Below are 11,202 nucleotides of genomic sequence, written 5' to 3'. Positions count from 1 at the left end.
GCGGAGGGGCGGCAGCCGGGACCGAGCTCGACCGCACCCCCTGACCTGCTGTACAGTCTTGCTTCGCAGCCCGCCGCAAGCGGAAAGCGAAAATCAAGGTCCTGTGGAGCAGCTTGGAGTGCTCGCCACCCTGTCAAGGTGGAGGCCGCGGGTTCAAATCCCGTCAGGACCGCATTTCACGGCCCGCACCGTTCTCCGGTGCGGGCCGTTCTGTTGTCCGGCCCGCACCAGGTTTTCCCCGGTGCGGGCCGTCGCCACGTCGGGGACGGATCGCGGGCGCGCGAGGCGGCGGACCCGGCGCGATGTGGCCCGAAGGCCCCGGTGGGCGCGGGCCGGGCGGGCGGCCATCTTGACGGCGACACCGGCCGCCGGTACTCACTCACTGAGAAGGCGTGGGGCCGAGAGGTGGCGTGCGATGACGACCGCGGTACGGCACGAGACCAGGGCGCTGCTGCGCGCCCACCTGTCGGCGGCGCTGCGCTACGGCGGCCGCCATCTGACGCGGCACTGCCCCGTCTGCCATCAGCTGCGGCGGCTCGCCATGGAGCCGCACGGCGCCCGTTCCGGGCCCGCCGCGCCCTCGACCGCCCCGGCCCCCTCCCGGGCCGCCTGTGAGCCGCCGACGGAGGACGAAAGTCCCGGCGCCGGGTGACCAACGACGCCTGCGCCACCGGCCACACGGTGAAAGGCTGTTGCCGGGAGAATGGCGAAGAGGCGCTATACCGCAGCACCCGTTCACCGTTCAAGAAGCCTGGGATGTGACGGGAGTCACCGAACAAGTTTCGCGGGATGGGGAACTTGCCGCCCACCCACAACGAGTCAATTTAATATGTGCAATTGCACCACCCTTCCAATACTTCCAAAGAAGACCGCCAGGTCCGGCCTGACGGGCCCCCTCGGGGCCCTTGAAGAGGGTGTGGCGGCCCTTCCGGAGTCGGCCGGCGCCAGGGCGACCCGAGCGTCACGAGCGGCCCGGGAGCGGCCGCACACAAAAAAGCGATCGCGCCGGACCCGGCGGAGTCCAGCGCGATCAGTGACGTACCCGGATGGAGTGGGTGTGGGGCCTGTTGGGGCAGGCGCCGCGTCGTATAGAGCTCTGTTGGAGCGTGGTGAAGCAGGTGGAGCTGTGGCACAAAAACGGGCGTTTCCGGGTTGGGGGGCCCGAAAACAGCCTGGTTATGCGGTTATTCAGGACTCGCTGCGCTGCTGCGGGATACCCGCGAGCAGTGCGCGGACCTCAGCCTCGCGGTAACGCCGGTGCCCTCCGAGCGTACGGATGGACGTGAGCTTGCCTGCCTTGGCCCAGCGGGTCACCGTCTTCGGGTCCACGCGGAACATCGTGGCGACCTCGGCGGGGGTAAGCAGCGGCTCGGCGTCAGGGGTGCGAGCGGTCATGAGCGGCCTCCTCGGGAGAACCGAACCATCACGGTTCTTTCCTCTAAATTCTGCACCTTGACCCACGTTGCCCGAAATGGCGGACGCGGGCCGAGTCGGTTATAGGACGAACGGCTTGTCCTCGGCACTACAACTACACCATCTGTCCAGCCACGTCGGCCAAACCGATGGAATTGCCCTCTCAGGTGTTCAACCTTGGCGGATGCCGATGGACCGTGCCATAGCGGACAGTCACACCCCCGTGACGATCAGTCACAACGTGACCAGCCGCCATGAGACCCCTCAAGGAGCGCAATACCGATCTATCCGCCCTTAGTTGGACGGAAGGAGCCCAAGTCAGGCCCCTTGTCCTATTTTGGCACGAGGGTGCACCTTGGGAGCAAGACCCGAAGTCAGTGCTTTAGGTCACGCTTGGGGCAATAGCCCGGATCAGGACCTACGTCCCGTACGTCCGATCGGTGGGAACTCCGCGCCCGGCAACTCCGCCCCGGACTCGCGGCGTTTAGCTGGAGAACTGGCGTTCGCGCACCATGCGCCACCGCTGTGCAAGCTTCTCGTACGCGGCATCGGCCCGCTCGCCGTCCCCCTCGCGCAGCGCCTCCAACCCCTCCGCCGCCTCAGCGGCGGAATGGTCCTCGGCGAGCTGCCCCTCGGGCACCGCGTGCACCAGCCCTCCGTAGTCCAGCTCCACGAGCGAACGCGGGTGGAACTCTTCGAGCCAGCGCCCCACATCTACCAGGCCGTCGATCAGCGGCCCCTCTTCCAGGGCATCCCGAAGCGTACGCAGTCCGCGCGCGACCCTCCGGCGCGCCTGCGCCATCCGCGTCCGGTAACGCAACGCGGGCGCAGGGTCACCCTTCGCATATTCCCGCTCGGCGTCGTCGAAGAGGACGAACCAGCGCACCGGGACGTGCCAGGTGGCCGCGCGGATCCAGGGGCGGGCATCCGGGTTGCGCTCGCGCCACCGCTCGTAGTCGGTGGCGGCCTGCCGGCGCACCACCGGGGGCAGCGCGGCGTCCAGCACCGACGCCGGCAGCAGCTCCTCCAGGGACTCCAGCGCCTGCCAGCCGCGCAGCCGGGTCCGCCAGGGGCAGACGCAGGTCACGTCGTCCACTACGGCCACGAACGCGTCACCGCTCTCGTGGACCGGCACCGGCACCGGCGGGGTCGGCAGCAGGTCGGCCAGCGCCCGGCGCTGCTCGTCCTCGGCCGTGGGGGTGTCGTCGCGTGTGGCGTAACGCGCCCAGTAGGAGCGCTCCGGCTCGGGAAACGCTGCCAGTGGCTCGTAGACCCGCAGGTACGCCACATACGGGATCCGCACCGACGACGCCAAGGCCACGCCCGCTCCTTCAAAGGAAAGTCCACCGCCCGGAGTTGCCTACCCCGCCCGGCCTGGATACGGCAGATCGTCCCATGCCCGTCCCCCGGGAGAGGGTGATCCTCCCGACCTGACCGATCAACCCGCCCTCCAGGTCTTACGCTCGTCTCAACCGGCCCTCCCCACCCCCAGGAGGGCGTCCTCCGCGACTATGGGAGTCACCACAGTGACCGACGTACGTCCTGCCTCTGCAGACGCCACCGGCAGCGTGCTGCAGACCCTGTTCCGCACGGAGCAGGGCGGCCACGAGCAAGTCGTTCTCTGCCAGGACCGGGCCAGCGGCCTCAAGGCCGTGATCGCCATCCACAACACCGCCCTGGGCCCCGCCCTCGGTGGCACCCGCTTCCATGCGTACGCCTCCGAGGAGGAGGCCGTCCTGGACGCCCTGAACCTGTCGCGCGGCATGTCGTACAAGAACGCGCTCGCCGGACTGGACCACGGTGGCGGCAAAGCCGTGATCATCGGCGACCCCGAGCTGATCAAGACCGACGAACTGCTGCTCGCCTACGGCCGGTTCGTGGCCTCCCTCGGGGGCCGCTATGTCACCGCGTGCGACGTCGGCACCTACGTCGCCGACATGGACGTGATCGCCCGGACGAACACGTGGACGACCGGCCGTTCGCCCGAGAACGGCGGTGCCGGCGACTCCTCGGTCCTGACCGCCTACGGCGTCTTCCAGGGCATGCGTGCCTCGGCCCAACACCTGTGGGGCGACCCCTCCCTGCGTGACCGCAAGGTCGGCATCGCGGGCGTCGGCAAGGTGGGCCACCACCTGGTCGAGCACCTGCTCAAGGACGGTGCCGAGGTCGTGATCACCGACGTCCGCGCCGAGTCGGTGGACCGGATCCTCGCCCGGCACCCCCAGGTGACCGCCGTCGCCGACACCGACGCGCTGATCCGCACCGCGGGCCTGGACGTGTACGCGCCGTGTGCGCTGGGCGGCGCGCTGGACGACACGACGGTGCCGGTGCTGACCGCGAGGGTGGTGTGCGGCGCGGCCAACAACCAGCTCGCGCACCCGGGGGTGGAGAAGGACCTGTCGGACCGCGGCATCCTCTACGCCCCGGACTACGTCGTGAACGCCGGCGGCGTCATCCAGGTGGCCGACGAACTGCACGGCTTCGACTTCGACCGGTGCAAGGCCAAGGCCGCGAAGATCTTCGACACCACGCTGGCGATATTCGCTCATGCGAAGGCCGACGGCATTCCGCCGGCGGCGGCCGCCGACCGGCTCGCCGAGGCTCGGATGGCGGAGGCCCGTCGGCCCTGACCAAGCCCGGCCCAAGTGGCCGGAAACACACCCTTGTGCGGCCCGCTACGGGTGGTTGGGGAGACATCCCTCACCACCCGTCGGCGGGTCGCCGTACAGGACAGGTTAAAATCGCAGTTGACCAGCATGGACGGGGCGCCGTGCCGGTCGTGCCGAGCGGTGGGTGATGCGGGCGACGTACCGTATGGCCGCGGAAGCAGGTACCGTTAAAGCCCTACGAGCCGGTCTCTCTATCGAGAGCCCGCTCTGAATCATGAACGCGTGTCAAGACTCTGGGGCCACCGAGCCCCGTCACTGAGGGGGTCGACCCATGGGGCGCGGCCGGGCCAAGGCCAAGCAGACAAAGGTCGCCCGCCAGCTGAAGTACAGCAGCGGTGGGACGGATCTCTCGCGACTGGCCGACGAGCTTTCAACGCAGTCGAACCAGCAGCCTCCGAATCGAGAGCCGTTCGAGGGCGAGGACGAGGACGACGACCCGTACGCGCAGTACGCAGAACGGTACAACGCCGACGACGACGAGGAAGAGGGCCACTCCTCGAACCAGCGTCGTCGCGCCTGACATTCTGCGCGCTCGCGGGATTCATAACATCATTACGGACCCGGTCCAGGGAATGCCCCGGACCGGGTTCTGTGCTGCGCGCGGGACCACCGGGCCGGCGGCCCCGCGCAGCGGCTGGTGTCAGCTCGCGTAGTCACCGGTGAGGGTCACTGCCTCGGCGTGATCGCCGCGCTCGCCGATCTCGCCGCTGACCCAGGCGTCCACGCCGCGGTCAGCGAGGGTCGTCAGGGCGACGTCCACCGACTCCTGGGGGACGACGGCGATCATGCCGACACCCATGTTCAGGGTCTTCTCCAGCTCCAGGCGCTCCACCGAGCCGGCGGTGCCGACCAGGTCGAAGATGGCGCCCGGCGCCCAGGTGGCGCGGTCCACCGTGGCGTGCAGGCCGTCCGGGATCACCCGGGCCAGGTTGTTGGCCAGGCCGCCGCCGGTGATGTGCGAGAAGGCGTGTACCTCGCAGGTGCGGGTCAGGGCCAGGCAGTCCAGCGAGTAGATCTTGGTGGGCTCCAGCAGCTCCTCACCGAGCGTGCGGCCGAGCTCCGGGACCTCCTGGTCCAGGGACAGGCCGGCCCGGTCGAAGAGGACGTGGCGGACCAGGGAGTACCCGTTCGAGTGAAGTCCGGAGGACGCCATCGAAATCACCGCGTCGCCCGTACGGATGCGATCCGCGCCCAGTACCCGGTCGGCCTCGACCACACCGGTGCCGGCGCCGGCGACGTCGAACTCGTCCGGACCCAGCAGGCCCGGGTGTTCGGCGGTCTCGCCGCCCACCAGTGCGCAGCCGGCCAGCACACAGCCCTCGGCGATGCCCTTGACGATCGCCGCGACCCGCTCCGGGTAGACCTTGCCCACGCAGATGTAGTCGGTCATGAACAGCGGCTCGGCGCCGCAGACGACCAGGTCGTCGACGACCATGGCGACCAGGTCGTGGCCGATCGTGTCGTAGACGCCCATCTTGCGGGCGATGTCGACCTTGGTGCCGACGCCGTCGGTCGCCGAGGCCAGCAGCGGACGCTCGTAGCGCTTGAGCGCGGAGGCGTCGAAGAGGCCGGCGAAACCGCCGAGCCCGCCGACGACCTCCGGGCGGGTGGCCTTCGCCACCCACTTCTTCATGAGGTCCACGGCGCGGTCGCCGGCTTCGATGTCGACACCCGCACTCGCGTAGCTGGCACCGGTGGATTCAGCGGACATGGCTGAGAACTTTCGTTTGGGTGGGTACGAGCTCTACGGGCGACGCAGTGCGTCGGCGCCGCCGACCCCGGCGGTGAGCGTCCGGACACCGTCCACGTCGGACGCGGCCGGGGCCTTGGTCTCGGACTCCAGGAGGTGCTTGCCGAGCAGCTCCGGGTCCGGCAGCTCCATCGGGTACTCGCCGTCGAAGCAGGCGCGGCACAGGTTCGGCTTGGCGATGGTGGTCGCCTCGATCATGCCGTCGGTGGAGATGTACGCCAGCGAATCGGCGCCCAGCGACTTGCCGATCTCCTCGACGCTCAGCCCGTTGGCGATCAGCTCCGCGCGGGTGGCGAAGTCGATGCCGAAGAAGCACGGCCACTTGATCGGCGGGGACGAGATCCGGATGTGGATCTCGGCGGCGCCGGCCTCGCGCAACATCCGGACCAGGGCGCGCTGGGTGTTGCCGCGGACGATCGAGTCGTCGACGACCACCAGGCGCTTGCCGCGGATGACTTCCTTGAGCGGGTTGAGCTTGAGGCGGATGCCGAGCTGGCGGATGGTCTGCGAGGGCTGGATGAAGGTCCGGCCCACGTAGGAGTTCTTCACCAGGCCGGAGCCGTAGGGGATCCCGCTGGCCTCGGCGTACCCGACGGCGGCCGGGGTGCCGGACTCCGGAGTCGCTATCACCAGGTCCGCGTCGGCGGGCGCCTCGGCGGCCAGCTTGCGGCCCATCTCCACCCGGGAGAGGTAGACGTTGCGGCCGGCGATGTCGGTGTCCGGCCGGGCGAGGTAGACGTACTCGAAGACGCAGCCCTTGGGGCGGGCCTCGGCGAAGCGCGAGCTGCGCAGGCCGTTCTCGTCGACGGCGATCATCTCGCCGGGCTCGATCTCGCGGATGAAGCTGGCACCGACGATGTCCAGGGCGGCGGTCTCGGAGGCCACCACCCAGCCACGCTCCAGGCGGCCGAGGACCAGCGGGCGGATGCCCTGCGGGTCGCGAGCGGCGTAGAGGGTGTGCTCGTCCATGAAGCACAGCGAGAAGGCGCCCATGACCTTCGGGAGGACGCGGGGCGCGGCCTCCTCGACGGTCAGCGGTTTGCCGTCCTCGTCGACCTGGCCGGCCAGCAGCGCCGTCACCAGGTCGGTGTCGTTGGTGGCCGCGACCTGGGTGGCCCGGCCGCCCTCGCGGGGCAGCGCGGCGACCATCTCGGCCAGCTCGGCGGTGTTGACCAGATTGCCGTTGTGGCCGAGCGCGATCGAACCGTGCGCGGTGGCGCGGAACGTCGGCTGGGCGTTCTCCCACACCGAGGCACCGGTGGTGGAGTAGCGGGCATGGCCCACGGCGATATGGCCCTGGAGGGAACTGAGGGAAGTCTCGTCGAAGACCTGGGAAACCAGGCCCATGTCCTTGAAGACGAGGATCTGGGAGCCGTTGCTCACCGCGATGCCCGCGGACTCCTGTCCACGGTGCTGCAGCGCGTACAGCCCGAAGTAGGTGAGTTTGGCGACCTCTTCCCCCGGGGCCCAGACTCCGAAGACGCCGCAAGCGTCCTGGGGGCCCTTCTCACCGGGGAGCAGGTCGTGGTTGAGTCGTCCGTCACCACGTGGCACGTTCCAGAGTCTAGGGCAGGTCGCGGATTCATCCGAACCGGGGATGGCCGTCGAGCTGGAGGACTGCATGAACGGGGCGTTAAGCATGCTTGACGTGCCCACGGCCGCGCGACCAGGATTTCTGCCCATGCAGACCGCACAGCCCTTGGCGCGCCTGGCGTGTCACCGGGCGCCCCGCCTCGCGCCGCGCCTCGTGCGGCGCCGCCACGTCGACCTTGGTCGCGTGGCCAGCGCGATCTGTCGTCGCGGGTGACAACGGCGGCCGCGCGCCGCGTCTGATGCCGCGCCGCCGCCCCTGAGCTGCACCTTTCGCGTTTCTCCTCGGTCCCCCGCCAGGGCCCTGTCACGTACCGAGCGGCATATGTCCGCGATGTCGCACGTGTGACCGGTGTGAGATGCGCGACGTCTCGCCTGCCCGCCCGTCTCCCGCCGTCCCCGGGGGCCGACGCGCGGCATCACGGCCATCACGACTTCCCTGGAGAGCCGCACCGATGTCTTCCGTCGACCCTGCCCACGAGACCCCTGACCGCGAGCCCCTCGCCCACCGACCTCCCGGCCTCTCCCGGCGCACCTTCGGCGGGCTCGCCGGCGTCGGTGCCGCGGCCGCCGTGGGCAGCCTGGGTGCCCTGGCGGGCGCGCCGGCCGCCGCTGCCGCCGCGCCGACGCAGCCCGGGGAGCGGCCGTTCCGGGCCGCTCCGGGACGGCGCTCGCGGCGCCCCAACATCCTGTTCATCCTCGGCGACGACCTGGGCTGGGCCGACCTCTCCTCGTACGGCGCGTCCGGCATCAGGACGCCGCACCTGGACCGGCTGGCCCGTCAGGGCGTCCGCTTCACCCAGGGGTATTCCGGGTCGGCGACCTGCTCGCCCACCCGCTTCTCGCTCTACACCGGCCGCTATCCGGGCCGAACCGAGGGCGGGCTCGCCGAGCCGATCGCCGACCGCAGCGTGGGACTGGAGCCCGGGCACCCCACGCTCGCCTCGCTGCTGCGGGACGCCGGCTACGCCACGGCGCTGATCGGCAAGTGGCACTGCGGCTACCTGCCGGACTACAGCCCCACCAAGTCCGGCTGGGACACCTTCTTCGGGAACTTCGGCGGGGCGCTGGAGTACTACTCGAAGCTGGGACTCGCCGGGGAGTACGACCTCTACGAGGGCGATGCCGAGTACCGGGACCTGCGCTACTACACCCGGATCGTCACCGAGCGGGCGGTGGACCACATCACCGAGGCCGGGAAGCGCTCCGGTGGGCGGGACGCGGACCGGCCCTGGCTGCTGAACCTCAACTACACGACGCCGCACTGGCCGTGGATCGCGGACGGCGACACCGAGGAGAGCGCCGAGATCGTCCGCCGGATCAAGGCGGGTGACCGGAGCGCGCTGTTCCACGAGGACGGCGGTTCGCTGGAGAAGTACCGCGAGATGGTCGAGGACCTGGACCGGTCGGTCGGCGAGGTGCTGGCCGCGCTCCGGCGCTCCGGCCAGGAGGAGGACACCCTCGTCTTCTTCGCCAGCGACAACGGCGGGGAGCGCTGGTCGTACAACTGGCCGCTCTCCGGCAACAAGGCGTCGCTCCAGGAGGGCGGGATCCGGGTGCCGACGATCGTGCGCTGGCCGGCCCGGATCGACGCCGGGCAGGTCAGCCACGAGCCGGTGTTCACCCCGGACTGGACGGCCACCCTGCTGGAGATCGCGGGCGCCCGCCCGGACCGCGCGCACCCCCTGGACGGGACGAGCCTGGCCGGCTACCTGCTGCGCGGGGAGCGCCTGGCCGAGCGGGACCTGTTCTGGCGGGTGCGCGGTGAACGGGCGCTGCGCCGCGGCGACTGGAAGTACTACCGGGGCAAGAGCGGCCAGGACCAGCTCTTCCACGTCACCGCCGACCCTCGGGAGCAGGCCGACAGGGCGGGGCACGAGCCGGAGCTGCTGGCCCGGCTGCGGACGGCCTGGGAGGCGGTGGACCGCACGCTGCTGCCCTACCCGAAGCGGTGACCCAAGGACGCCGGCCCGGCGGGTGCGGAGCGGGCGCCGCCGCACGGCCCCGCCCCGCACCCGGCTCAGCTCATGACGGGCAGCAGGCCGCCGAGGTCGGCCCGTTCGCCGCTGGCGCTGACCGCCGCCGCGTCCACCGCCTCGGCCCAGCCCAGCCGGCCGGTGGCCAGGCGTATCCAGGTCAACGGGTCGGTCTCGACGACGTTGGGCGGGGTGCCGCGGGTGTGCCGGGGGCCCTCGACGCACTGCACCACGGCGAACGGCGGCACCCGGACCTCGACCGATCCGCCGGGCGCCTTGGCGGCCAGCCCGTCGGCCAGCAGCCGGGCGGTGGTGGCCAGGGCGTGCCGGTCGAAGGGGATCTCCTGGCCGAGGGCGGCGGCCAGGTCGTCGGAGTGCACGATGAGTTCGACGCAGCGGGTGACCAGATAGTCGCCGAGCAGCATCGCGCCGGGCCGGCACGGGATGACCCGGTCGTCCGGCTCGGGCGGCAGCACCTCGGCGAGCTCCTCGGCGGTCCGCTCCAGCAGCTCCACCGGGTCGTGCTGGGCCGCCAGTTCGTGGACGAACTCGTCTATACCGGCGGCGTACTGCGCGGTGGCGGACGGCCAGTCGAGCAAGGTGACCTCCGGCCCGGCCGGGGCCGGCAGCCGCAGGGCGCGCGCCACACTGCCGACCGCCATGGACAGGTGCGCCGCCAGCTCCCGCACCGTCCAGTCGCCGAGCCGGGTCGGCAGCGCGAACTGCTCCGGCGTCAGCTCGCCCACGACCCGGCGGACGTGGGCGTACTGGGACGTCACGGCGGCACGGGTCTTGGCCGGGTCGTACCGGCGGGCGCGCGGTGCACGGGTCGCAGGAGACATGGAGCCAGCCTAGGCGGCACCACTGACAGCCGGCCCGGGAATGCCGGGCCGGCTGTCAGCGGCGCCGCCCGGCTCCCGGCCCGGCACCGTCGGCCGTCAGCTGCTGCTGAGGCGGCGGCCCTGCCACGCGAAGGCCCCCACGGCCAGCGCCAGGCCCCACGCCGTGCCGGCGAAGTAGGAGAGCCCGTCTATGTACGTCTCCTCGTCGGCCACGTAGAGCTGCATCGCGAAGACGAAAAGCGCGGTGCCCAGTGCGGCGAGGGCTATGGCGGCGGGCCAGAGCGAACGGTTCTCGGACAAGTGGACCTCCCCTAGGTCGACCGGGCGTCAGCGCCCGGCGGCAGTCAGCATCACCAGCAGCGGGACGACCCGCTCAGCCGGCACTTCGTAACGGCCACGTGCGGCCGTGTGCAACCAGCCGGCAGCGGTCAACTGCCGCAGGTGGTGGTAGATCTGGCCGGTCGTGCCCATGCCGTCGAGCTCGGTGAGTTCGGCGGCGGTGCAGCGACCGCCGAGGATCTCGCGCAGCAGCCGCAGCCGTACGGGCTGGCCGAGCGCCGCGAAGAACTCGGCGGCCGCCGCCCAGTCACCGTCCATGACGGTGTCCGTGGGCAGCCCGTACTGCCACTCGTAGCGCAGCCCGGCCGGGGTCCGTACGGCACCGGTGAAGAGCACTCCCCCGTTGACCGCACCCAGAGCGGCGAACTGTTCCTTCAGCCCGTTGAGGGCCCACAGCGCGTCACCGGGGTCCCGCTGGGACGGGCGGACCGACGACGACGCCGCGCGGGCGGCATCGGCCTCTCCGACCGCCCGTTCCAGCTCGGCCAGGCGGCGTTCCAGCTCGGCCACCCGCTGCTCCAGATCCACACCACGAGATTACGCAATTACGTAATTACGAGCAAGCCGATACCGGCGGACGGCCGCAGCGAGCGCCCCGGAAACGACGGAACGGCCCGCCAGGC

The 11,202-nt window shown here is 70.9% G+C and carries 12 protein-coding genes and 1 tRNA gene; 6 read left to right on the top strand and 7 right to left on the bottom strand.

Annotated features, from left to right (window positions below; all coding sequences use genetic code 11):
- The first annotated feature begins 97 nt into the window (after positions 1-97).
- Both ACFVT2_RS29190 and ACFVT2_RS29185 read left to right on the top strand, forming a co-directional pair.
- Positions 98-172, top strand: a tRNA-Asp gene (locus tag ACFVT2_RS29190).
- A gap of 243 nt (positions 173-415) precedes the next feature.
- A complete protein-coding gene (locus ACFVT2_RS29185) occupies positions 416-652 on the top strand; it encodes a DUF6274 family protein (protein WP_390022614.1) in 237 nt (78 codons plus the stop codon).
- Between the two features lie 536 nt (positions 653-1,188).
- On the opposite strand, the gene bldC is transcribed toward ACFVT2_RS29185, so the two are convergent.
- Together bldC and ACFVT2_RS29175 are read right to left on the bottom strand one after the other, a co-directional pair.
- Positions 1,189-1,395: a developmental transcriptional regulator BldC gene (gene bldC / locus ACFVT2_RS29180; RefSeq protein WP_003980577.1), complete on the bottom strand. Its 207-nt coding sequence runs from the start codon at positions 1,393-1,395 to the stop codon at positions 1,189-1,191.
- Between the two features lie 502 nt (positions 1,396-1,897).
- Positions 1,898-2,734, bottom strand: a complete 837-nt coding sequence (locus ACFVT2_RS29175; RefSeq protein ID WP_390022612.1) for a hypothetical protein — start codon at positions 2,732-2,734, stop codon at positions 1,898-1,900.
- Between the two features lie 190 nt (positions 2,735-2,924).
- Between ACFVT2_RS29175 and ACFVT2_RS29170 the strand changes: the two genes are divergently transcribed.
- Together ACFVT2_RS29170 and ACFVT2_RS29165 are read left to right on the top strand one after the other, a co-directional pair.
- Positions 2,925-4,043 carry a Leu/Phe/Val dehydrogenase gene (locus tag ACFVT2_RS29170; protein ID WP_390022611.1) on the top strand — a complete coding sequence of 373 codons (1,119 nt, stop codon included), beginning with the start codon at positions 2,925-2,927 and terminating at the stop codon, positions 4,041-4,043.
- A gap of 310 nt (positions 4,044-4,353) precedes the next feature.
- Positions 4,354-4,602, top strand: coding sequence for a DUF3073 domain-containing protein (locus tag ACFVT2_RS29165; protein ID WP_016575266.1), 249 nt, complete (start codon positions 4,354-4,356; stop codon positions 4,600-4,602).
- A 120-nt stretch (positions 4,603-4,722) separates the two neighbouring features.
- On the opposite strand, the gene purM is transcribed toward ACFVT2_RS29165, so the two are convergent.
- Positions 4,723-5,793, bottom strand: coding sequence for a phosphoribosylformylglycinamidine cyclo-ligase (gene purM, locus ACFVT2_RS29160; protein ID WP_390022610.1), 1,071 nt, complete (start codon positions 5,791-5,793; stop codon positions 4,723-4,725).
- A 33-nt stretch (positions 5,794-5,826) separates the two neighbouring features.
- Positions 5,827-7,386: an amidophosphoribosyltransferase gene (gene purF / locus ACFVT2_RS29155; RefSeq protein WP_390022608.1), complete on the bottom strand. Its 1,560-nt coding sequence runs from the start codon at positions 7,384-7,386 to the stop codon at positions 5,827-5,829.
- A gap of 43 nt (positions 7,387-7,429) precedes the next feature.
- Between purF and ACFVT2_RS29150 the strand changes: the two genes are divergently transcribed.
- Positions 7,430-7,639, top strand: coding sequence for a putative leader peptide (locus tag ACFVT2_RS29150; RefSeq protein WP_390022607.1), 210 nt, complete (start codon positions 7,430-7,432; stop codon positions 7,637-7,639).
- A 238-nt stretch (positions 7,640-7,877) separates the two neighbouring features.
- Positions 7,878-9,377 carry a sulfatase gene (locus ACFVT2_RS29145; RefSeq protein WP_390022606.1) on the top strand — a complete coding sequence of 500 codons (1,500 nt, stop codon included), beginning with the start codon at positions 7,878-7,880 and terminating at the stop codon, positions 9,375-9,377.
- A gap of 65 nt (positions 9,378-9,442) precedes the next feature.
- On the opposite strand, the gene ACFVT2_RS29140 is transcribed toward ACFVT2_RS29145, so the two are convergent.
- The 3 genes from ACFVT2_RS29140 to ACFVT2_RS29130 all read right to left on the bottom strand — a co-directional run bounded on the left by ACFVT2_RS29140 (position 9,443) and on the right by ACFVT2_RS29130 (position 11,107).
- On the bottom strand, positions 9,443-10,240 hold the full coding sequence (locus ACFVT2_RS29140; protein ID WP_390022604.1) for a sterol carrier family protein: 798 nt from the start codon (positions 10,238-10,240) through the stop codon (positions 9,443-9,445).
- Positions 10,241-10,336: 96 nt separating this feature from the next.
- Positions 10,337-10,540: a hypothetical protein gene (locus ACFVT2_RS29135; RefSeq protein WP_390022603.1), complete on the bottom strand. Its 204-nt coding sequence runs from the start codon at positions 10,538-10,540 to the stop codon at positions 10,337-10,339.
- Positions 10,541-10,567: 27 nt separating this feature from the next.
- On the bottom strand, positions 10,568-11,107 hold the full coding sequence (locus tag ACFVT2_RS29130; RefSeq protein WP_390022602.1) for an ArsR family transcriptional regulator: 540 nt from the start codon (positions 11,105-11,107) through the stop codon (positions 10,568-10,570).
- Between the last annotated feature and the right edge of the window lie 95 nt (positions 11,108-11,202).

It is taken from the genome of Streptomyces sp. NPDC058000, assembly GCF_042886435.1.
Classification (GTDB): domain Bacteria; phylum Actinomycetota; class Actinomycetes; order Streptomycetales; family Streptomycetaceae; genus Streptomyces.
This window is presented reverse-complemented; position numbering and strand designations above follow the sequence as displayed.